The following is a 23,789-nucleotide window of genomic DNA, read 5'->3' on the forward strand; positions in this document are numbered from 1 at the left end:
CTGTAAATAGTATGCTACATCACAATGGATTGATTTCTTAAAAAGAAGAGATAGAGACTTTTATAATCTACATATAAACATGTTTTCTGCTTATCAGAATTCATTTATTATAAATAGATACCATATCTAATAAATGTCTAATAATGTCAGACCAAACCTTTAAATTTCTAAATATTAGGTTGCAATCGTGTTAACATTTTAAAAATGTTTCGGATTCGTTAAAATCCTTACATTAAATCTCCTAGTCAAAAACATTCTTTCTTTATTTCAATACTCTATTTTGTTGATAAAATTTTATAAAACCATTGTTTTATATAGTACTTTATTTTTTTATAAAAAATAAATATCAATCTCCTTTAAAATAAGGCAATAATCTTTATGCCATGATTCTAAATCATGGCATAAAGATTATTTAATATTTTATAAAAATCTCGACATATCAGTTTCATGGTATTATTCAGTAGGGTTTTATAAAATCATTAAATTAATCCGCGAAAAATATAGATAAATCAGAAGTCTTTTTCTGATATAAGACTTCTCTACTGGTTAGTATATAGTATTAAGATAGCTTGTTTATTTCGAGACAAAAAATCAGATCGCAATATTAAAATATGCGTTTGTGAAAAAAGTGAAACACACATTAATTATTCACTTCCAGTTGGAGTGAACTGTTTGTTTTTACTGATGCAGACTTTACCACAGAGAAAATTTCATAAACTGAAATAGCGTTTCACTTCACGAACCTATAAAATAAACACAAGTTTTGCTAAATAAATCTAGTAAACTTTACTACATAATTTATCCATTAATATTTTTTAATATCCCATCTTTAAATACAGATTTAAGCCCGGCCAATACTGTATATTAAGTGCAGAAGATCTGCGGTAAAACTAATATTCAATATGGAATTGAATTTTCTTCGGAAAAGAAGATGTGATCTTACTTTCATATTACCTTAAACATTGATAACATTTTTAATGTTTTCTTCATCTGCTACACATGCTTTATTCTGTTTGTACACCACGAACAACGATTCCAATATCAAAAAGATACAGATAAAGCTCAAGAACATACGCACAATTCACCTGTGCGTCATCAAGACGGGGTCTTGAATCATATTTTCAAACAACACACTTCGCTATGATATGCCGTACTGTTATAGTTTTACCATTTATACCCCCCTCCTTATTAATACTATAGCCTGGGCCAGGATAGATAAAAATATTACTTGTCTGAATGTTGATTCTGATTTGTAAAATTTTCGTTCCTTGGCTATTAAAGTAAACGCGTATGACATCCTATTCGAGACCAGAACCCATGAAAAAGCATATTTCTATCATAAAAAGTGATTGATAAAAATCAATATAATAATCAAAGGTTAAATAGGTACATGGTTTAAACAAAAACCACATCTCTTTAGAGATTTAATTTTTTATGTTTTTATCGTGAGTCAGTTAGTAGAGAGGTGCATGACTCACCTGCTCTCAGGCAGAAAAAGTTACAAAGTTATCTCTTCCCGATAACAGACTCTTACTTTATACTCGGAGTATGACAAAGTCTTTTACTAATACCAATATGACAGCTGAAGGCCATTTTATCTTTGCCTTAGCTAGCACTATCTTAGCTAAAAAAACATCGATCACATCTACTCTTGCACAGGGGGACTGGTGGCATATTATTGCTGGAGGACTACTTGCTGGCATACTCCCAGATATAGACCACCCTAAGTCAATACTGGGACAGCGATTAACTTGGCTTTCTATTCCTATTTCCAGGGTCTTCGGCCACCGAGGATTTACCCATAGCCTACTAGCAATCATCACCGGAATTGCGCTCTTTATCTTAGGAGTACCTTCTTCGAAAAACCTGATCCCTCTGGATGCATGGCATGGTATAATTATTGGTTATTTAAGTCATATCATAGCAGATATGTTAACTCCAGCTGGAGTACCTCTACTATGGCCCTGCAGATGGCGATTTTGTATACCTATTTTACATCCCAAGAAAGGCAATCACGTTCAACGTCTTCTGTGTATTATACTCCTAATTTTTGCCTTGCAGCATCAGACTGGTACACCAATTACACAGCATCTGAGTATCCCTGATACTATTCATGTATTTTGGAAAAAGATCCGCCATAGCTTATTGCAACCACCTTAAAGAATATCAAGTTGGGATATCTCTAACAGAAACGATCTTCTTCATCACGATCCAGAAGCTTTTTTTCTCCAAGCGAGAACGGCACTCATATTTCCCACTTCTTCACATATAGCAGAGTCTCTTTATTAAAAAGAGAAAAAAATACTAAGGTCCTTGAAATGGACTATTTAAAATCTTAGAAAAAGGAAAATCACTCATTAACACATCTATATTATTTCACAACTAAAAATCATTAAAATATTTAACTAAAATTACATGGCATTATTAAAACTTAATGTTTTTATATTTAACCTTTATGCATAAAATTCCATAGATATATATTTTCCCTAAAAATTGAAACCTATTTTAGTTGTTTTATAGTTAATCATAAAATTATGCTTATCATGAGGCATGGTTTTTAACCATCAAGGTTTCACTTCGTAAATAACCTTGCAGTTCTTAACACTCATTGAATCAATAAATAATTGTGAAAACGTCGAGGTTGTATCACATACTCCGATTTCCATAAATCAATAATCTACCCTTATTCAGGGTATACAATATCTTACGTTGAGAAAATCGTTTTAACACATCCTCTCTTTTTGATACGATTACGGGATCAAACAACTTTGTATATCAAACCCTATATATAAACAATTAACTGCATATCTATGATGGCAATCATACTTATATTATGGTAATAAACACAACAATATCAACTCGTACAATTTATCCCAACACCTATTAAAGGTGTATGTAGAATTTTCATTCATTTGCTTTTAACTGAATATGACACTATTATCACAAGATAAACAGTGAAACTTTTTTGTCATCTTCACTCCGTATCGACGCCAATCATAGATTGATATAAATCAACTAGAAAAGTATCAAAAAGAAAAAAATTTTAAACACTAATACCAAGTATTATCTTGGTAGATGATGTTCTTATCCTAAAAGGATAAGGAATATAAACAAATATTTTTATTTATATATACGCTAATTGTTTTGAATTCTTATAACGATTCATCAATCTGAGGATTGTTTTAGATTAACCAAAAGTCACACTCTGATCTTGAGTTTACTCCTTATCTTACTATAGAGATACAACATTAAACTGTTGTACAGTTATCGTATTGTGGATTCAGTATCTTACTGTAATCAACAGTACGTAAGCGGATAACTAACTTAATTTAAAGTATATTATTACCAAGTAAAAAGAATCTCATTGTTAACATAATGATGTTTTTTTTACTTTTCTCTGCAATTTATTTATTCTTGAATCATACCTAGATCTATACAATACAGGTTATTATTTTAGGCTATTTCCGGCTATCAATTACCACTAATTAAATAATCATTATTTATTGCCAGTAAGATACACGATTCTTATTATCTAGTATTTAGCACATCATGATGCGAATGTATATCACTCAAGTATTTTATTAGGTAATCGCTTTGCTATAAGCGATAAGTTCACTTCCAATTATAAATGTCTTAATGAAGTTATAAGGTTTTTTGTGATGAAAAGAAACTAAGCAACGTCAATATAAACGCTAAGGATGTATGAGTATAAACAAGCAGAGGTTTCTTGAGACACAGATGATTTTACTTAACTATATTGTTTTTTTTCTCTTTCCCTACCCTCTCGCTGATTTATTTTTTTTAAAATGACTTATCAAACGCTTGCGTTTACGTAGCTGCGTTGGTGTCAGGACATTATGCCGGGAAGAAAATGGGTTGAAGGCATTCTTAAACTGAATTCGAATTGGCGTACCTATTATCTTCAATGTATTGCAGAAATAATTTTTTAAATACCGCTTATAGGCATCCGGCAAACTTTGTACCTGCGTGCCATGAATGACGACAATAGGCGGATTATAGCCCCCAGCATGAGCATATTTTGGTTTTATTCGCCGACCACATAGCATCGGCGGTTGATGTTCATTTATCGCTATCCGCATGATTCGCGTTAGCAGCGCTGTACTCACCCGTTTTGTAGCACACTGGTAAGCTTCATTCACGGAATGAAACAGTTTTCCCACTCCATCGCCGTATAAGGCTGAAATAAAATGCACTCTGGCAAAATTGACAAAATCTATACGACGTTTGAGTGATTTTCGCACTTCTTCACACTTGTCACAAGACAATCTATCCCATTTATTAACCCCAATCACTAGCGAACGCCCACTATGAATAATAAAACTCAGCAATGATAAATCTTGATCAGAAATTCCTTCCCGCGCATCTACGATCAGGAGTACAACATTAGCATCTTGAATAGCCTGAAGCGTTTTAACAATAGAAAATTCCTCCACTTTTTTTATTACTTTACTACTTTTTCGTACACCGGCTGTATCGATTAAAATATACTGCTGTTCATCATGCATCATGGGAATATAAATACTATCACGGGTTGTACCAGGCATATCGTAAACCAGAACGCGTTCTTCACCGAGAAGATAGTTAGTGAGTGTAGATTTTCCAACGTTAGGACGCCCGACAATAGCAAGCTTAATTGGTAATAATTTGGGGTTTAAAAGTGTTTTTTCATCTTTCTGCACCCCCATTATGATTTTATTATCTGCTAAAGAGAGTGAGGAACCTGCATCTAGATCATCTTCTCTCATTAGGGAAGGCAGAAACCTCTCAAGAAGAGAATCAATAGCATGACCATGGGATGCAGAGATAGGAAAAACATCTCCCATGCCCAAGGAATAAAATTCACTCAGTACATTATTAACATTCACCCCGTCGATTTTATTGGCAATAACCACTGTCGTTTTCTGGCGTATTCGCAGATGCTGGGCAATATCTTGATCAGCCGCCATCAATCCAGAGCGAGCATCTACTATAAAGAAAACGATATCGGCTTCTTCTATCGCCTTTAAGGATTGCCAGAGCATGCGAGTCTCGACTCCTCCTTCAGTGCTATCGATACCACTAGTATCGAGAACTATAAAATTATTATTTTTCCATTGACCACGACCATACTTGCGGTCACGCGTTAGCCCAAAAAAATCAGAAACAAGTGCATCACGAGTGCATGTCAGTTGATTAAAAAGCGTGGATTTTCCTACATTCGGGCGCCCGACCAGCGCGATGACAGGTATCATTATTAAAACCTCATCCGATAAAAAATAGGGAATATATTAGTAGGTCGAATAATATTAGATCAAACGGCACCCGATGAATTCAGAATTCACTCTAGGGGAATGCGTGTTAAACCACAAAATCCCGGGTGATAGCATCACCCTTCCCCTTAACAAATAATAGCGTATACCTCACCATTTTTAGCCTGCACGATAAGTTTATCACCGGCAATAATCGGAGCCACCAGAAAACCAGCACTATCTACTTTTTGTTGCGCTACAAACTGACCGTTATTGGTATCGATCCAATGCAAATACCCTTCTGAGTCACCAGTAACGATATAGTTTTTATATAAGACCGGAGAGGTTAGATTACGATACTTCAGTTCACTCTGTGACCAAAGGGTCATACCGTCTTGGGTATTTAGCGCCATTAAGCAATCATTCTGATCCAGCAGATAAATACGCTCCTTGTTAACCAGAAAATTACTAGAAGAACCAATTTCCCGCAACCATTTCACCCGCCCACTTTGTAGATCTAAAGCTGCTATATTACCGTTATAGGCTTGGGCATAAACAACGTTGTTGACAACTACCGGTGTACTTTGCACATCATGAATTCGGGTCATCTCCGTGGGACCACTCACCTTCGAAATTCGCTGCTGCCAAATCATCTTCCCTTGACTAATCATAACTGCGTTAACCTGACCATTATCATCGCCTACAATGGCGGCGCCAAAGGCTGTAGTCGGAGCGGATTCACCGCGTAGTGTTAATACAGGTTCACTGAGAACAGCGGTCCATTTTACTGCACCATCAGATTTATTAAGTGCCTGTAGCATACCGTTGCTGGTATGCACCAATACAACACCATCACTTACTACTGGCATAGAGAGGGCTTCGCCAGCCACCATCCTTTCCCAAACGAGCTTGCCGTTTTGACTATCAATCGCATAAACTTTAGCTAGCTCGCTTCCTATATAAATTCGTTTTCCCGCTACCGTTACCCCCCCGGAGAGCTGTGCTGAGTGAGTATACGAAAAAAATTTAGTACGAATAGCAAGATTTTTCGACCAAATTTCTTTACCACTCTCCGTATCCAACGCCATAATCATGCCATAGGGATCAGCTACAAATACTCGACTAGCCTGGCTAGCCGGAGACAGTTTTGAATGAACATGGCTTAAGCCACCACTGCTAACTAAGTGCTTCCATAGCATCGTTGGTTGAAATTGATTCTCTACTTTTGGTAACGGCGACATAGTTATAACGTCTTCTTTACCACTAAACCACGCACACCCGCTGAGCGCAGTAAGTGCTAATAATCCTATCAACATAGTATTGCGCAATTGCATAGCGTCCCTCTCAGCTGGATAGATTATTCAATTTCATACGGACTAGTGATTGCAAAGCTGCGGACTGTAGTGCTTGTTCGTAGGCGAGCCGTGCGGCCTGATTATCTCCCTTTATCAGCTTAGCATCACCCCGAATATCCTCTGCTAGAGCCGCCCATCCTTGTCCCTTGACGCCATCCAACGTATTTAGTGCACCCTCTATATTTTTCTGTTGCATCTGTACGCGAGCTAAACGCAGTCTAATGACTGCTTGAAGATTAGACTCTCGGGTTTGAGAAAGCGCTTTCTTTAAATGCATTTCCACAGTCGAAAACTCGCCACGTTCGACATGTTGTCGAGCGAGCTCCAAAGAGCTGAAAGCACCCATGTTATTATTTTCTTTCTGGTTAGCAGTCACCACTTTCCAGACGCTGGATACTGCTATAATACCGTCTTTATGGTGGTTATAATCCCAATAAGAAAACCCTATTAAAGTGAAAATCCCTATCACAACGCTTATCGCTAAAGCCTGCGCTTTATCAGTGAAGAAATAGCGAGATGCAGCGCGCGGTTTATTACCCATAGTATACAGTGCCACGATGTTCCTCTCCTTAACACAAAATTGAGGCTAGTCGTGCAGTTATCTGACTCTGCGGTATTGTTTCCTGTGTACCCGTTACCAAATTCTTGAGTACAATCTGCTGTAACGCCACTTCTCTTTCTCCGAGCACCAATGCAAAGCGAGCACTTTGCTTATCGGCGCGACTAAACTGCTTTTTAAAACTGCCCCCACCGTGATTAGTCATCAACCGTAAGGCCGGTAAGGTATCGCGAAGCTTCTCCGCTAACCGTATCGCCATGCGCTGTACGCTCTGATCCCCTACCGCTACTAGATAAGCATCTACTCGTTGCGCAGTAGCGAAATCCGGGTTAACCGCCTTGACCTGAAGGACTAGCCGCTCAAATCCTATAGCACACCCAATAGCTGGGGTAGCCTGTCCGCCTAGGTGTTCGACTAGGCTATCATAGCGGCCGCCGCCACAAATTGTACACTGAGAACCTAAATGGCTGCTTACCCATTCGAAAACCGTCTGATTATAATAATCTAGGCCTCGCACCAAATGCGGATTCACCGTATATGAGATACCAGATAAATCCAAAAGTTCACACAAACCAGAAAAGTGGGTGCGAGCATTATCGTCAAGATAATCCATTAGAATTGGTGCATCTTTAAGCAAGGCTTGGACATCACAATTTTTAGTATCTAGTACTCGCATTGGATTAACATGCATGCGACGACGGCAATCTTCATCTAGGTGATCTTTGTGACGGATAAGAAAAGCCACAAGCGCCTTACGATAGCAAGTACGTGCCGCTAGTGAACCGATAGAATTTAGTTCAAGCGACATATATTCGCTAATACCCAGCACTCGCCACCATCGGGCAGTGAGAAGAATAAGTTCAGCATCGACGTCTGGTCCCTTCTGACCAAAAATCTCAGCACCCATCTGTTGGAACTGACGGTAGCGACCTTTCTGCGGTCGCTCATAGCGAAACATAGGCCCTATATACCACAACCTCTGCTCCTGATTATACAGAAGACCATGTTGAATACCGGCACGTACGCAGCCAGCGGTACCTTCTGGCCGCAAAGTAATGCTATTACCATTGCGATCTGCGAATCTATACATCTCTTTTTCTATTACATCAGTAACTTCACCCATAGCCCGCTCAAATAATGAGGTCTGTTCAACGATTGGAAATCGGATTTCACGGTAACCGTAGCTGCTTAGCACATTTTTTAGAGTTTCTTCAACGCACTGCCAGAATGCTGTCTCTTCCGGCAAATAGTCGTTCATGCCGCGAATCGCCTGGATGTTCTTTGCCATGTCGAATCTCTACCTGTATTAAATTGACCGCAATACGATTCTTGGCTTCTAGCATCGCTGCTTTCGCACGAATACGACTCTCTAATTGATCGATTATTAGTGCGTTATCAACACGTGTGCGTTGGCGAACACCGTCTTCGTAAAAACCGCTTTTATTATGAGCACCGGTCACCCCTAATGTGGAAACCAACGCTTCTCCGGGCCCGTTAACAACACAACCGATAATCGATACATCCATCGGAGTGAGCATATCTTCTAAACGTTTCTCAAGGGAGTTGACGGTGCCAATAACATCAAACTCCTGACGCGAACATGTTGGACAAGCAATGAAATTAATACCACGCGCACGAATATGCAGCGACTTTAAAATATCGAAACCAACCTTTACTTCCTCTACCGGATTCGCCGCCAAAGAAACACGTAGTGTATCACCGATACCCTCGGTTAATAACAAACCGATTCCGATAGCTGATTTTACCGCTCCGCTACGGGCTCCGCCAGCCTCAGTAATCCCTAGATGTAAGGGTTGATCTATTCGCGACGCTAACAATCGGTAGGATTGTACCGCTAAGAAGACATCAGAGGCTTTCACACTTACCTTAAACCCCTCGAAATTGAGCTTTTCCAAGATATCTACATGACGCATAGCAGATTCCAGCAGCGCTTCCGGTGTTGGTTCACCATATTTCTCCTGCAGATCGCGCTCAAGAGATCCAGCATTTATGCCAATACGAATCGGGATGTTTCTATCGCGAGCACAATCGACCACTGAACGAATACGCCCTTTATTCCCGATATTACCGGGATTTATCCGAAGACAATCAACACCATATTCAGCAACTTTAAGGGCAATGCGATAGTCAAAATGAATATCTGCGACCAGTGGAACCGAAACTTGTTGTTTTATAAATTTAAAAGCTTCAGCAGAATCTATCGTGGGCACAGACACGCGAACAATATCAACACCCACACGCTCCAGCTCCTTAATCTGCTGCACTGTCGCCGCGACATCTGTTGTACAAGTATTAGTCATTGACTGCACTGCGATTGGGGCACCATCACCTACTGGAACCTTACCGATATAAATACGTTTTGATTTTCGACGGGTTATCTGTGCGAAATTATGCATTAATCTTTCTCCAACCTTACAAACTGCATTTACTCATTTGATCTGCTGTTATAGTAAGCCTACACGACAACAAAGGCACCGATTTTTCATTCATACAGCATCTTCCGATGAGATATAGGATACTATACCGACATGCTAGATGCTGCTAAACGATTTCTTACCCTTAACCTCGAGAATTCCTCTGGCCAGAAATCGCGGAAAGCGATTAACTAGTTTAATTTTGTGTTATTTTGTCCAGAGACAGAGTGGTTACGCAACTGCCTTTGGCTTATTAGGTCCATAATTACTAATAGTATTACCCAGGTTAATTCTATTGACAATCTATCGCATTTCTTTCAACTTTCTCTAAGTAACACACTCTATATCAACAAATCTTTTCAAGATTTGATCAGAGCTTACTTAAGCATCATCGCCATTACTGCTTCTGCAGCAATATGCACGAGTCTTTTATAGGAGGTATTATACGCCCTACAGAAAAATCAAGGCAAAAATTGAGATCCAGGAAGATCCTATTCACTCTCAAGTAGGATTGAGATCCTTAGACGGCGTTGCTCTACTATAGCCACGCTAACTCACTTAATATTTTAAAAGGTTGAAAAATTCGCCGTCCAGACTCATTAGCACTTGCTCGTAGAAGAACACAGTGTTTAACAGATAGAATATTTATGGCACTAGTGGAAAACTTTATAAAATCTATGCGAAATCATCTGTGACAGTAGTTGAGTCGTTTGTTTAAACATAGCAAAACAAATCTATAATCATAAAGTTTTGGGATACCTGGTAAAACATGCTGGTATGGCTTACCGATGGAATGCTTTTAACTTTTTCCTAAAGAAAAAGCAGAGAATTTCTACATTACCATCAATATCTTTTCGTAGATTACTGTGTGCATACACTCACCGTGTATGAAATCTGGTCTAGGGGTTAGCAACCAAAATAAGCAAAACAAATCCTCCGCAAATATCTATTATCCATGACTAGGCACGGAATATAATATGCCTTGTATGAGGCGCATAACATGCTTTATTGTAAAAATACAATCTGAGAAAATGCTTAGTTCAAAGCTATATAATAGCTAAGATTAAACCATAACAACTAATATCGTCGTGTATTTATCTAAATAACGAATATGCTCCTATCCTAAAAAAGACTAATAGCATTTTTATCCTAAAATAATATTTCCTTTGAAAAATCAGCACAACACCTGTCATCAGGATGGGGTGATTGTCTCTCATCCTATTGCTCCTCTTTTTCAGAGGAAAAGTCCATACAACTTGCTTAAAAAATCCAAAACGATCTACTCGTTTTAAACCCTTTTGGTATATGCCATTCATTTATACTCTAGCTAAAGCATACCGACGTTTCTTATTCTCAGTATCTAATTTTAAATAAAAATTAATGACATGCTTGCCAAGCAAGTTTCATACCTTGTAGTATAGTAACCAGTATACAGGAACAGTAAATTAGTTGATATTTACGATCTGTTCTGTTAAACAACATCAACATACACTGTAATTTTATTATCTTAGTGTTAAAGTCAGAAAGTGGAAGCAACTCTACATCGAGAGAGGTTATACTTACTGTTTATTCGTCTTTATCCCTTATCTACTGGAATAATCGCTAGATCAGTTTTTGATCTCTAGATTTCCCTTCGTAAAATAGAATCACTGGAAGTTAAACTAAACTCGGAAAAAACAATGCGATAAAGTCTTTTTCTGTTGGTTATCTAAATATACTGTTCTAAGTAGACAATGTTGATTTGCGAATATTATTATATAACCTTCTATTAAATAAGATCAATGCTGAATTTGAGTCTCAGACCGCATCTGCTTTTATAAGTTTAACATTCGCACGTTTTCCTAGAATACGATCAATTACCTCCCCTACTAGCTGACCACAGGCAGCATCAATATCGTCTCCGCGCGTTTTACGCACAATAGTTGTAAATCCATATCCCATAAGTACTTTGACAAAACGATCAATGCGGCTATGGGAACTAGCATCATAAGATGACCCAGGAAAATGGTTCCATGGAATCAGGTTAATCTTACACGGCGTATTTTTTAAGCATCTTGCTAGTTGATGTGCATGCTCGATCTCATCGTTAATATAGTTAAGCATGACGTACTCTACGGTGACACGACCTTGATTAGCGTTGGATTTCTCTAAATATCGGCGAACTGCTGATAAAAAAGCATCGATGTTATACTTGCGATTAATTGGCATAATTTCGTTACGAATCATATCATTCGGCGCATGAAGTGAAATCGCCAGTGACACATCTATCATATCGCCAAGCTTTTCCAAGGCGGGCACTACGCCGGATGTTGATAGTGTAACGCGGCGTTTAGATAGCCCAAACCCAAAATCGTCTAGCATAATTTCCATTGCTGGTACCACATTAGTGAGATTGAGCAATGGCTCACCCATTCCCATCATGACGACATTTGTAATAGGCCGCCGCCTAGTAACGTTCGTAACGCTGATAATCTTAGCTGCGAGCCAAACTTGGCCTATGATTTCTGACACGCTTAAATTTCGGTTAAAGCCCTGCTGCGCGGTAGCGCAGAAGGTACACTGCAACATACAACCGACCTGGGAAGAAACACATAGTGTGGCACGACCCCTTTCAGGGATATAGACCGTCTCCACCTGTTGTTCGCCGATCTTGATAGCCCATTTAATTGTTCCATCGGTAGAACGTCGCTCTTCAGAAATTTCTGGTGCAAGAATCACAGCCCGTGCTTTTAATCTATCGCGTAACCCTTTGTTAAGATTTGTCATTTTATCAAAATCATCGCAACAGTAGTGATAGATCCATTTCATAACCTGATCCGCGCGAAAAGGTTTTTCTCCCATCGATAAGAAAAACTCACGAAGCTTCTGACGGTTCATATCTAGAAGGTTTTGTTTCTTCTGGACCGTACACTCAAGCGGAGGAGAAATCACTGCCATTGACGAAAACTCATGCATGATTACCATACCTTATAACGCAAATACATATTAGAAGCAGACAAATCAAGTACAAATCAAGATTTATTATCGAAGATAAGCTATAGCGTAAAAGTAACACAGGCTGATTTAGGTATGATTGGTAATTGTTAGCGCAGACGGGTGAAAATTTCACTCTCAGAAAAGAAATAAGCGATTTCGCGTATGGCTGATGCAGGGGAATCTGAACCATGCACTGCATTTTCAGTAAGACTATCTGCATAGTCAGCACGCAAGGTACCGGCTAGTGCATTAACATGGTTCGTAGCACCCATGATTTCACGATTACGACGTACAGCATCATTACCTTCGCACACCTGTACCAAGATCGGGCCGGAAATCATAAACCTTACTAAATTATCAAAGAAAGGTTGATCTTTATGTTCGGAGTAGAATTCTTCTGCCTGCCTACGGGTTAGTTTGAGCATTTTAGCACCAATGACAGTCATCCCACTATTTTCAATACGCTGGATGATAGCACCGATAATGTTTTTAACTACGGCGTTTGGCTTGATTATAAACAGGGTATGTTCAATAGTCATAACAATCTCTCGGCGATTTTCCATGCCCGAATTTATACGCCACTACTTTCGGCTGATACAAGTAAACAATCATTATAAATGATGAAGAGCGTGCTTTGCTACTCTTTTAATAATATTTTCATTCTTAACCCCTATATAGTACTTTTTTATAAATTATAACTTACTCGGTTCCACCTGACAACTAAATTTGTCAAGGACAAGATTAAATTGATTTTATAAGTTTCAATAATGAAACTTCTTAGGTTGTATCCATCTCTATAATACTTACACTACGGCCAAGCCGAGGCTGGGTTTGGCTAATATACTTATTGAAGTATCTTCACTAAATCTCTCTTATTGCCATTGACTAGATCACCATAAAAAATGATAAGAGATTTATAGACAATTTTTTGATCTAAAAACGTTATACTAGTTAGTAATAAACCATTATAGAGTCATGCAGATATACTACAAAGTTACTGCTTTACTCAATAAAATGATAAAAATTTGCAGCATGCCGATATGTTAAGATCGATCATAATCATTGTTATTACAATCTATAAAAAATTGGTTAAATAGCCAAACTTAAATTTTCTAAAAAACTCATAAATTCTAATAAGCTATAGCAGGCGCCACCTGCTGTGTATATTTATATTTCATAGTATTGAATCAATAATCTTACGGTTTACTGCGGAATCTTTTGCAATTACTGATATAAAGTAGACGGACAATAAAACTTAATCATCTAAAAAACTGCGTAGAACTTCAGACCTACTGGGGTGACGCAATTTGCGTAACGCTTTCGCTTCAATCTGACGAATACGCTCACGCGTAACATCAAATTGTTTACCTACTTCTTCCAGCGTATGATCTGTATTCATATCGATACCAAACCGCATGCGAAGCACCTTTGCTTCGCGGGCTGTCAGGCCGGATAAAACATCATGAGTCGCTGACCGAAGACTTTCTGAAGTAGCAGAGTCTAACGGTAATTCCAGGGTGGTATCCTCAATAAAATCGCCTAAATGTGAATCTTCATCGTCACCAATAGGTGTTTCCATAGAAATAGGTTCTTTAGCAATCTTTAGCACCTTACGAATCTTGTCTTCTGGTATCAGCATGCGTTCAGCTAGCTCTTCAGGTGTTGGTTCTCGTCCCATTTCTTGTAGCATTTGCCGGGAGATACGATTGAGCTTATTGATCGTCTCAATCATATGAACCGGAATACGAATAGTACGCGCCTGATCCGCAATAGAACGGGTGATGGCTTGACGAATCCACCAGGTAGCGTAAGTGGAAAATTTGTAGCCACGACGATATTCAAATTTATCTACCGCCTTCATCAAACCGATATTTCCCTCTTGAATGAGATCCAGAAATTGTAAGCCACGGTTTGTATATTTTTTTGCGATGGAAATAACCAAACGCAAATTTGCCTCTACCATTTCTTTCTTTGCACGTCGCGCTTTAGCTTCACCGATTGACATGCGACGGTTAATATCTTTCATCTGTTCGATAGTCAGACTAGTTTCGTCTTCAATCTTCCGTAATGTCTTTAGGCTACGGTACACCTCATCGTCAACCTCGTGCAGTTTTTCTGACCAGAGTTTATTCATCGCTAGAGCGGCTTGAAACCAGCTTTCAGTCGTTTCATTACCAACGAATAATGTAACAAAATTTTTCTTTGGCATCTTACTGATATCGACGCACAACTTCATGATAAGACGCTCTTGGGTGCGCACTCGATCCATCATGCTCCGCATGCTATTAACAAGATAATCAAACTGTTTTGATACCAAGCGGAACTGTTTGAATACATCTGAGAGATTTAGAATCTCTAAGGCCGATTTAGCATGACTTCGTCCGTTATTCTTAATAACATTACGTGTAATTTCATACTGCTCACGCAGTACAAAAAACTTCTGACGCGCTAGCTCCGGATCGATGCTGTTATCAGCATCGCTGCTATCCTCATCAGTTTCTTCTGCATCGTCATCATCGATGATTTCTACGATGGAGATTTCAGAACCAATATGAGTCGCTGTAGGCGCTAAATCTTCTTCCGCATCTGGATCAATAAACCCAGTAATTAGATCGGATAAGCGTGCCTCACCGGCTTCAACACGGTCATACTGCTCTAAGAGATATGTAATAGCTTCAGGGTATTCAGCCACCGAACACTGGACTTCATTAATACCATCTTCAATACGTTTGGCGATCTCAATCTCGCCTTCGCGAGTCAGAAGCTCTACAGTACCCATTTCACGCATGTACATGCGGACTGGATCCGTCGTGCGTCCCACTTCAGACTCTACACTAGACAGAACCTGTGCAGCAGCCTCTGCTGCATCTTCGTCGGCGTCGGCGGTAGTTTCAGCTAGCAACAGATCATCAGCATCGGGTGCTTCTTCCATCACTTGAATGCCCATATCGTTTATCATCTGGATGATATCTTCGATTTGATCGGAGTCGACAATATCCTCCGGAAGATGATCATTAACCTCGGCAAAGGTCAAGTAGCCTTGCTCCTTACCACGTGTGACAAGCAGCTTAAGCTGTGACTGCGGGGTTTGCTCCATAAGACGGTATCCACACTTCAGAATAATATTGGGTATTGGTTAGTGACAGTGGGTCACTAACACGAGATCTGGACTTATTGCACTGTATCCCACAACAGGGCTGTGCCGAATATTAGCTTGCCAGATATAAAGTTAAGACTCATAATTTGCTTTTTTTTGCTAATGCCTGATTTAGAGACCAAAGTTCTTTACGTTCTTCAGGCTTCAAGCCCTGAGTCCGATCGCGGGCGATAAGTGCTTCCTGGCGGGCTTCCAGTATAGAGCTATAAAAACTTGCCAGAGTATCGACAAATGTCGCCTCGAGCATCTCATCAATGATCATATGGTTCCATATTGCCAGGGTTTCAAGCTGGCGGTAGGCTTTATTCTCTCGATAACATTCCAGTAATTGACCAGTGGTTAATCCAGGATGGGCTTGGCACGTCTGAACTAATTTAATAAACAATGATACACCAGGCTGAGTTTCCTGCTCCAGTCCCTGTATTGTTGGCACTAGATCAGACAGCCGAGGACATTGAATCAATAAGGCTATTAGCATACGCATGCTAGTACGTTTTATTCGCGGTTGAAGAGAAATATTTATTTTTGGCATTGAATTTTGCAGTAATTTTTCTAGCCGTCTGTCATCAAGAATCCCTAATTTATTACCTAACTGCTGTCGTAAATAGAGCCGCAATGTTTCGCCTGGTATTTGACGTATTAGCGGAAGAGAGAGCTTACTTAACTTAGCGCGACCATCGGGGCTACTTAAGTCTACCTGCAGCATCAATGTTTCAAATAAAAATATCGACAGTGGCTTCGCCTGCTCAATACGTTGTTCAAATGCCTCTTTTCCAATTTTACGCACTAGCGTATCGGGATCTTCCCCTTCTGGTAGAAACATAAAGTGTAGTTGGCGGCCGTCATTTAGGTAAGGAAGGGCTGTTGTCAATGCCCCCCAAGCAGCTCTACGCCCAGCGCGATCCCCGTCATAACAGCAGATGACTCGATCTGTAGCACGATAAAGTAGCTGAATATGGTCGGCAGTCGTCGAGGTACCTAGCACAGCAACTGCATAATTAACACCAAATTGTGCTAGCGTTACAACATCCATATATCCCTCAACTAAAAGTAGCCGAGATAATTCCGCTTCTTCCCGTTGGGCTTCATAGAGACCGTAAAGTTGTCGCCCTTTATGGAAAATCTCAGTTTCCGGTGAGTTCAGATACTTTGGTTGCCTATTGCCTAATATCCGCCCACCAAAGGCGATAACTCGGGCACGTTTATCGCGAATTGGAAACATAATGCGTTCTCGAAAACGATCGTAGGATCGACCGTTGTTGTTAACAATCACCATACCTACGTTATTAAGGGCGGCAAGATCCTCAGGTACACAACCAAAATGTTTCATGAGATTATCCCAACCCGTTGGTGCGAAGCCGATAGAAAAATGAGAAATAACAGTTTTAGTCAGCCCGCGTAGTTGCAAATACTCATACGCCTCCTTCGCCATGTGCTTATTTAGCATCTGCTGGTAGAAATCGCTAAGTTTCTGCATTAGTTGATACAGGCGTTTTCGCTGAAAACGTGCCTGCGGATTTGAAACAGAACCTGCTTCATATGGCACCTCTAAGCCATGTTGAGCGGCAAGTTCCTCAATGGAGGCAATAAATTCTAGCCGATCATGCTTCATTAAAAAGTCAATAGCGTTTCCATGAGCGCCGCAGCCGAAACAATGATAAAACTGTTTCTCACTGTTAACGGTAAATGATGCGTTTTTCTCATGATGAAATAAACAACAGGCTTGAAAATTCTTCCCCTGCTTCTTCAGTTTAATCCTCGAATCAATTAAATCAACGATATCGGTACGAGACAACAAGTCATTAATAAAGATACGTGGGATACGTCCAGCCATAAGCCCTGTCAGATCCGTATTGTAACGACAACAATACCGCGCGATCCTTCCGGACAGCACGGCTTTCATACGCAACGAGCAAGTTTATTATATAATTACTTGTCCCGGGATAGGTAGCTAGCTTGATAAGCTCAGTATAAACGAGTACGACGTGCGTTTTCGCGAGTTAGTTTCTTGGTATGACGCTTAACAGCAGACGCTTTGGCACGCTTACGTTCAGTTGTCGGTTTTTCGTAGAACTCCCGACGACGAACTTCAGCAAGAACGCCGGCTTTTTCGCAGGAACGCTTAAACCGACGCAGAGCTACGTCAAATGGCTCATTTTCACGTACTTTAATGACTGGCATGTCTTCTCTTTTACCTTAATATAATTGGGATTCTATCCGTGACATATTCAATACTCTTATAATAAAGAATTATACTACACATCTAACGGATTTGTCAACATCCGGTGTATATAATCTTTTGCTTGCTTAGGCGGCGAATATTATTTGTACTACCAGTACCACTTTACAATATCAAGCAAGAGCATACGCAACACCACCCTACTTAGTTGATATTGATGAACACTGAAGTACTATGGCTAAACCTTCTATGGGCCAAAACAAAGGATCTCTGCCAGACATATATACTTCTTTTGGGTTCTCACTTATATTTACGTGGATTGCGCTCTTCTATCATTTATAACATAGTACTCTAACAGAGATCAGCTCTAGAACATAAATTATGCAGTACGTTCTGCATTTATACATTAATTTAATTATCCATTAAAAAACTGAACTATATAAAATATCACCATGAGTAAAAACGGAATAAATATTAGAAAAATACAAGCGCTTTGATAAGCGATAGTCTTGCGGCAAAATCATACGGAGTATATTGTAAAGTTGTAGGCGCGGGGTTGAGAAGATGGGGAGCTAGTTTAGCTTATGCCCCGAAGATCATCAGTGCAAATCCAGCGTCCTACAACCAATTTTCTTATAGATAAGAATTCATGTTGCCATAATAGCGCAACCTACTTCTAGTTATACTCTAGCGTGTCAAATGCACATTGTGATATCAGTTCATTCTTATAAATACCTTATATTTTATATGCTGAAATATAAGGTGGAGCTTATTCGATTGCCCTTTTAAAGTGAATTACGTTTCTATCTAATAAAACAGCCTCCATAGGCTTGTATAAAAGCCACAAACTCTAGCAAGGTTTTTTTCTTCCTCTGCATATTGGTAGCATTTTCCTGTAAACAAAACTCGTCATTCCCATATTAACGATAGTTTCCTGTCTGTCGGCTTAACTTGTTTTAAAATTATGTAAAATATCACAAGGGAATATAATATAACTCTTTACTATAGAGAATGGTGCAAACATAAACAGACCCAATACCCAACATGGATAGTTTTGTAACTGTTTATTAAAAATAGATAATCCATCCCATCTAGCAGATGGGGAATAGTAACTTTATCAGTAGATATTTAATTTTTCATTCAATTATCATATCATATCTTTTATTGTTTTTGGATATAGAGGCATTCTAAAATTTAATGTCGATTACCTTATAACCTCACCTGAACTTGAATTTTAAATACATTGGTAACTTAGAGTGTTTTAAGTAAGTCAAATAATTTATTTAGAGCAAAACATGTTAAAGAATTTAACTGTTTTTTATCCAAAATTGATAGTAAAATTCACCATTGAAATCAGTATCTATTCTTCTATGTGATAGAAGAAAAAATCTTATAAAAAAGGAAAGCGTATCCATACGTTAAACACACTCAATATAAATACACAAAATATTTATGGATCTATAGAAGTCAATATTTTATACGCCATTAATACATGGTTTATTTAGTAGAATCTTTTTAACTTGATACGTTATTTAATTAGAAGATGTTATCTTCTAGATAAAAAACACAACATAAACGTATATAACGAGGTTGAATAGATTTTCATAAAACTATCTACCTCTCAAAAAAACAATACGCAACAATCTAATCCATAATTCATGGCATAAAGTTACAACAAAATATGATTTGAATGAGAAAAAAATTTTGGAAGAGAAATATAAGGTTTTTCTAAAAAACGAGAGTTTCATCTTAAAAAGATGGGAAGTCCATCATGATTTTCTAGTAAAATATAACGCTGACCCTTAATAATTGAGCTTAAGAAATAAATTCTTCTTACTCTGTACACTAAAAAAACAAATATTTCTTCCTTATAGAGCCAGCCTTATATTCTTTTCACCTATACCTATTTCTGTTTAGAGCTAGCGGTATTGATTTAAATAATAATTAAAATAAACAATTGATTCAAATCATATCATTTATATTTCATGTAAATAAAATCATTTATTATCAAGATAAAACAAAGTCAATGTGATAGATAATGTAATGTATTGCAATTGTTAACGATAAGTATTTAATAGTAATAATTTCATATATACTTCATGGCAATCGAGTAAAAAAGATAACTCTATTACACCATGAATTCGCTTAATTGTATTGCTGAATAATTGCTTTCGCCCGAACATCCCGAACCATAGCCTCTAATCGCAAAGCTCGGGAAGGAGTTAGATGCTCAGTAAGCGCTAGTTTACTAAAAAAAGGCTGCACATCATAGGCAATAATCTCCGCAGGTGTTAAACCTTGATAAAGAATAAATACCATGGCAATCAGACCTTTAACAATCCCAGCATCACTGTCTCCATATAACTGAACACAACCAGTTTCACTTACGGTCAGGACAATCCACACCCGGCTTTGGCAGCCTGCGATAAGATGAACTGGGGTACGCATATCTTCCGTCATCAGAGGTAATAAATTACCCAATTCTATAATGTATAAATACTTTTCTTCCCAATTAGCACAGCGAGAAAAATTGCGCAGAAACTTCTCTTGATCAGGCAGATTTTTCATCACTCTCTCCCTATTAGGCTATCAGCTCAATAAACGATGTACTCGTATTAAACCAGCCACCAGCCGATCTATATCCTCCCGATTAGTGTACATCGCAAAAGACGCTCGGCACATACTCGCCACCTGGAAATAAGCTAAGAGCGGCATAGCGCAATGATGACCGGTGCGAATCGCGATGCCATATTGATCTAGAAAACTCCCAACATCATAAGCGTGATGTTTCCCTAAATTAAATGCAACAATACCAATACGATTCTCTGATCCATATAGCGTCAAGTTAGGCACCTGCCGGAACGCTTCAAGCGTATACTTCATCAGGTTGTTTTCATGGGCCTGAATTCTCTCCAGCCCCACCTCTTCAATATAGCTAATAGCAGCACCTAACGCCATCACACCTGCTGAATTAGGAGAACCCGCTTCAAAACGCCACGGTACATCATTGAAGGTTGTACCGTCTATTAAGCTGACTCTTTGAATCATGGAACCACCACCTTGCCACGGAGGCATAGCTTCTAATAACGCTTGTTTAGCATAAAGAATACCAATACCTGAGGGGGCATATAGCTTATGCCCCGAAAACACATAAAAGTCGCAGTCTAGCGCCTGTACATCAACATTCTGATGTACTATACCTTGAGCACCATCTATTAAGACCACTGCATCACTTAATGCACGAATCTGAATAATAAGGTTTGTTAGCGGATTAAGAGTACCCAGTACATTAGATATCTGAGTCACAGCGAATAGACGAGTTCGCTCATCAACCAACTCCGGTAATCGGGTTATATCGAGCGTACCGTCTGGTAGCAAAGGAATATAGCGCAACGAGAATTCTTGCTTTTCTGCCAACATTTGCCAAGGAACGATATTGGCATGATGCTCCATCTCGGTAATCAGAATATTATCACCTGGCCTTAGATTATACCTCCCCCAACTATTAGCTATTAAATTAATCCCTTCAGTAGCACCTGTGACAAAAACGATTTCATTCGCTGAAGCTGCATGGATAAAGGACGCCACCTGACTACGTATATCTTCCATGCGAGTGGTAGCTTCACGGCTTAATGTATAAATACCACGATGAACTGCGGCGTACCCCTGGCGATAATATTCACTCTCGCAATCAATAACAGTGTTGGGTTTTTGCGCGCTTGCTGCACTGTCGAGATAGGTTAAACCCCGCTGATTCTTGACTTTCTGAGCTAGAATAGGAAAATCAGCTCGAATCCGTGTAATAGGATAGGTCACGTCGCCACCTTTTCTAAACTATCACTGATACATGTTAAAATCGCAGCACTAACCGATTCGTTATCGATTGCTCTAGTCACTTCCGAAGCAAAAGCATAAATAATTATTTTTTTTGCATTTTCAAGACTAATACCCCGAGAACGGAGATAGAAAACCTGCTCTTTATCGATGATTCCAACAGTAGTTCCATGACTACATTTTACATCATCCGAATAAATTTCTAATTGAGGTTTAGTATCCACTTCTGCAAGACGGTTGAGAATCAGATTATTATTATTCATCTTCGCATCAGTATGTGAGGCATGCTTTGCCACCTTAATCAAACCATTGAAAACGCCTCTACCACGGTCGCGGGCAATTACTTTATGCAACTGCCGGCTTAAGCAAGAACCCTTGTTGTGCTCAACATAAGTTCTAGTATCGCTAATATCTCGCCCCGACGGTAACAACAGGCTGTTAATGACTAAATCAGCCTCTTCACCGTTTAGCTGTGCGCTTATCTGATGTCTTGTTAAACCCGGCCCGATAATAAAAGTGCTACTACGCACCACTGCACAACGATTCATCCTGATATCGTTATGGCTGAAATGGTAACTAGCACGACTTTCAAAGGCTAATTTAATATGGCTTAGCGTCGCGTTATCATTAATTACCATTGAGGTACGTGAACCGCTGAAATGCCCTTCGGAACCCAGGCTAGTAAAATGCTCAATAACCTGACCCTGTGCTCCAGCGCCAACATTGATATGGTGGCGGTAATGCAACGTACTCAGCGTTTCTTGATCTTCGCTTCCTTGACTAATATGCAGGAGATATAAAGGACGCGGTTCTACCTTTCCCGGTTGTAAATAAATCCGTAAGCGAGCCTGACTTAAGCTTTCGGTTAAATGTAAAAATACCTCCGGTTGGATAGGGGGAGGCATCAATCGTCTACCACCATTTTCCTCAACTTCGATTTGCCATAGACCGGTATCATTATCGCTAAGGGATGGGGAGAGGTAGCCATTGACCAATACCAACCGGTAAGCATTCAGTGTTAAACTCAAGGAGTTTCGATCGCTGACAGATGGCGTACAATTGGTAGCGGGAGTAAAACGGTGTGCTAGAAACCTATCAAGTGGAGTATATTTCCAATGCTCATGTTGGCACGTAGGTAACCCAAGGCGCTTAACATTCTGCCAGTGCCCACAGGCCTCAACAGAGCGGGCCATTCCCTGATCAGCAAACAATTGATGCCACTGTGTCAATACACAGGTGTTACTATTGTTCGGTAAGCCAACCATAGCCTTGCTCCTCAAGCTGTTTCACTAAAGAAAAATCACCGGATTTTACAATGCAACCTTTATATAACACATGAATGTAATCAGGTTTGATGTAATCTAAAATACGCTGGTAGTGCGTAACAATAATGAAAGAACGTTTTCCATCGCATAATCTATTTACTCCCTGGGATACAACTTTCAGGGCATCGATATCCAAACCAGAATCAGTTTCATCCAAAATGCACAAATCCGGCTCCAATACTGCCATTTGCAAAATGTCATTGCGTTTTTTCTCACCACCAGAAAAACCCACGTTAACAGAGCGGGTCAATAGGTCAGGAGGCATTTTTAGCAATGCAATCTTAGCTTCGATAAAATCAGCGAAATCAAAATGGTCAAGTGACGGCTGTTCGCGATATCTTCGCACGGCATTCAAGGCTGTTTTCAGAAACAGCTGATTGCTAACACCTGGAATTTCTACTGGATATTGAAACGCCATGAACACCCCTTCCCCTGCTCGCTCCTCTGGTGTCATCGCTAGCAAATTTCGGCCCTTAAACAAAACATTTCCGGAGGAAATTTGATAATCTTCACGCCCGGCTAGCGTTGCTGACAGGGTGCTTTTTCCGGAACCATTTGGTCCCATAATAGCATGAATTTCACCAACATTCACTTCTAGGCTAAGACCTTTTAGGATAGCGTTACCTTCTACGCTAACGCTTAGATCTTTAATCGATAACATCTTTCATTTTTCCTTTACCTGGCCTATCGGACTACTTGGGAAACGAATCCTATGCGCCT

General features: G+C 39.3%; 14 protein-coding genes and 1 pseudogene. 1 reads left to right on the plus strand and 14 read right to left on the minus strand.

Annotation, left to right across the window (positions count from 1 at the left end; genetic code table 11):
• The first annotated feature begins 1,575 nt into the window (after positions 1 to 1,575).
• A complete protein-coding gene (locus GFK82_RS02675; RefSeq protein ID WP_226811286.1) occupies positions 1,576 to 2,160 on the plus strand; it encodes a metal-dependent hydrolase in 585 nt (194 codons plus the stop codon).
• A 1,616-nt stretch (positions 2,161 to 3,776) separates the two neighbouring features.
• On the opposite strand, the gene der is transcribed toward GFK82_RS02675, so the two are convergent.
• The 14 genes and pseudogenes from der to sufC all read right to left on the minus strand — a co-directional run bounded on the left by der (position 3,777) and on the right by sufC (position 23,730).
• A complete protein-coding gene (der, locus tag GFK82_RS02680) occupies positions 3,777 to 5,252 on the minus strand; it encodes a ribosome biogenesis GTPase Der (RefSeq protein WP_226810396.1) in 1,476 nt (491 codons plus the stop codon).
• A gap of 146 nt (positions 5,253 to 5,398) precedes the next feature.
• The gene (gene bamB, locus GFK82_RS02685) at positions 5,399 to 6,583 is read right to left on the minus strand and encodes an outer membrane protein assembly factor BamB (RefSeq protein WP_226810397.1); all 1,185 of its coding nucleotides are present in this window, start codon (positions 6,581 to 6,583) and stop codon (positions 5,399 to 5,401) included.
• 10 nt (positions 6,584 to 6,593) lie between these two features.
• On the minus strand, positions 6,594 to 7,160 hold the full coding sequence (locus tag GFK82_RS02690; protein ID WP_226810398.1) for a YfgM family protein: 567 nt from the start codon (positions 7,158 to 7,160) through the stop codon (positions 6,594 to 6,596).
• Between the two features lie 13 nt (positions 7,161 to 7,173).
• Positions 7,174 to 8,451 (minus strand): histidine--tRNA ligase, encoded by a 1,278-nt coding sequence (gene hisS, locus GFK82_RS02695; protein ID WP_226810399.1) that lies wholly within the window; start codon positions 8,449 to 8,451, stop codon positions 7,174 to 7,176.
• A gap of 13 nt (positions 8,452 to 8,464) precedes the next feature.
• Positions 8,465 to 9,580, minus strand: a pseudogene (gene ispG / locus GFK82_RS02700) (flavodoxin-dependent (E)-4-hydroxy-3-methylbut-2-enyl-diphosphate synthase); the annotation flags it as partial.
• A 1,815-nt stretch (positions 9,581 to 11,395) separates the two neighbouring features.
• Positions 11,396 to 12,553, minus strand: a complete 1,158-nt coding sequence (gene rlmN / locus GFK82_RS02705) for a dual-specificity RNA methyltransferase RlmN (RefSeq protein ID WP_420885610.1) — start codon at positions 12,551 to 12,553, stop codon at positions 11,396 to 11,398.
• A gap of 128 nt (positions 12,554 to 12,681) precedes the next feature.
• Positions 12,682 to 13,113: a nucleoside-diphosphate kinase gene (gene ndk / locus GFK82_RS02710; RefSeq protein ID WP_226811288.1), complete on the minus strand. Its 432-nt coding sequence runs from the start codon at positions 13,111 to 13,113 to the stop codon at positions 12,682 to 12,684.
• A 716-nt stretch (positions 13,114 to 13,829) separates the two neighbouring features.
• Positions 13,830 to 15,671: an RNA polymerase sigma factor RpoD gene (rpoD, locus tag GFK82_RS02715; protein ID WP_226810400.1), complete on the minus strand. Its 1,842-nt coding sequence runs from the start codon at positions 15,669 to 15,671 to the stop codon at positions 13,830 to 13,832.
• Between the two features lie 139 nt (positions 15,672 to 15,810).
• The gene (dnaG, locus tag GFK82_RS02720) at positions 15,811 to 17,565 is read right to left on the minus strand and encodes a DNA primase (protein WP_226811289.1); all 1,755 of its coding nucleotides are present in this window, start codon (positions 17,563 to 17,565) and stop codon (positions 15,811 to 15,813) included.
• 131 nt (positions 17,566 to 17,696) lie between these two features.
• Complete coding sequence (gene rpsU, locus GFK82_RS02725; protein ID WP_226810401.1) at positions 17,697 to 17,912, minus strand: 30S ribosomal protein S21; 216 nt, start codon at positions 17,910 to 17,912, stop codon at positions 17,697 to 17,699.
• Positions 17,913 to 20,055: 2,143 nt separating this feature from the next.
• Complete coding sequence (gene sufE / locus GFK82_RS02730) at positions 20,056 to 20,478, minus strand: cysteine desulfuration protein SufE (RefSeq protein WP_226810402.1); 423 nt, start codon at positions 20,476 to 20,478, stop codon at positions 20,056 to 20,058.
• Between the two features lie 21 nt (positions 20,479 to 20,499).
• A complete protein-coding gene (gene sufS, locus GFK82_RS02735; RefSeq protein WP_226810403.1) occupies positions 20,500 to 21,726 on the minus strand; it encodes a cysteine desulfurase SufS in 1,227 nt (408 codons plus the stop codon).
• A complete protein-coding gene (gene sufD, locus GFK82_RS02740; RefSeq protein WP_226810404.1) occupies positions 21,723 to 23,009 on the minus strand; it encodes a Fe-S cluster assembly protein SufD in 1,287 nt (428 codons plus the stop codon). Before sufD ends, sufS begins: the two co-directional genes overlap by 4 nt.
• The gene (gene sufC / locus GFK82_RS02745) at positions 22,987 to 23,730 is read right to left on the minus strand and encodes a Fe-S cluster assembly ATPase SufC (RefSeq protein WP_226810405.1); all 744 of its coding nucleotides are present in this window, start codon (positions 23,728 to 23,730) and stop codon (positions 22,987 to 22,989) included. Before sufC ends, sufD begins: the two co-directional genes overlap by 23 nt.
• Between the last annotated feature and the right edge of the window lie 59 nt (positions 23,731 to 23,789).

It is taken from the genome of Candidatus Steffania adelgidicola (assembly GCF_020541225.1).
In the GTDB taxonomy this organism is placed as follows: domain Bacteria; phylum Pseudomonadota; class Gammaproteobacteria; order Enterobacterales; family Enterobacteriaceae; genus Steffania; species Steffania adelgidicola.

Bases quoted from the DNA above. Each gene is read 5' to 3' on its own strand.
- GFK82_RS02675 (WP_226811286.1), top strand. From the start codon at position 1,576: ATGACAGCTGAAGGCCATTTTATCTTTGCCTTAGCTAGCACTATCTTA.
- der (WP_226810396.1), bottom strand. From the start codon at position 5,252: ATGATACCTGTCATCGCGCTGGTCGGGCGCCCGAATGTAGGAAAATCC.
- bamB (WP_226810397.1), bottom strand. From the start codon at position 6,583: ATGCAATTGCGCAATACTATGTTGATAGGATTATTAGCACTTACTGCG.
- hisS (WP_226810399.1), bottom strand. From the start codon at position 8,451: ATGGCAAAGAACATCCAGGCGATTCGCGGCATGAACGACTATTTGCCG.
- rlmN (WP_420885610.1), bottom strand. From the start codon at position 12,553: ATGCATGAGTTTTCGTCAATGGCAGTGATTTCTCCTCCGCTTGAGTGT.
- ndk (WP_226811288.1), bottom strand. From the start codon at position 13,113: ATGACTATTGAACATACCCTGTTTATAATCAAGCCAAACGCCGTAGTT.
- rpoD (WP_226810400.1), bottom strand. From the start codon at position 15,671: ATGGAGCAAACCCCGCAGTCACAGCTTAAGCTGCTTGTCACACGTGGT.
- dnaG (WP_226811289.1), bottom strand. From the start codon at position 17,565: ATGGCTGGACGTATCCCACGTATCTTTATTAATGACTTGTTGTCTCGT.
- rpsU (WP_226810401.1), bottom strand. From the start codon at position 17,912: ATGCCAGTCATTAAAGTACGTGAAAATGAGCCATTTGACGTAGCTCTG.
- sufE (WP_226810402.1), bottom strand. From the start codon at position 20,478: ATGAAAAATCTGCCTGATCAAGAGAAGTTTCTGCGCAATTTTTCTCGC.
- sufD (WP_226810404.1), bottom strand. From the start codon at position 23,009: ATGGTTGGCTTACCGAACAATAGTAACACCTGTGTATTGACACAGTGG.
- sufC (WP_226810405.1), bottom strand. From the start codon at position 23,730: ATGTTATCGATTAAAGATCTAAGCGTTAGCGTAGAAGGTAACGCTATC.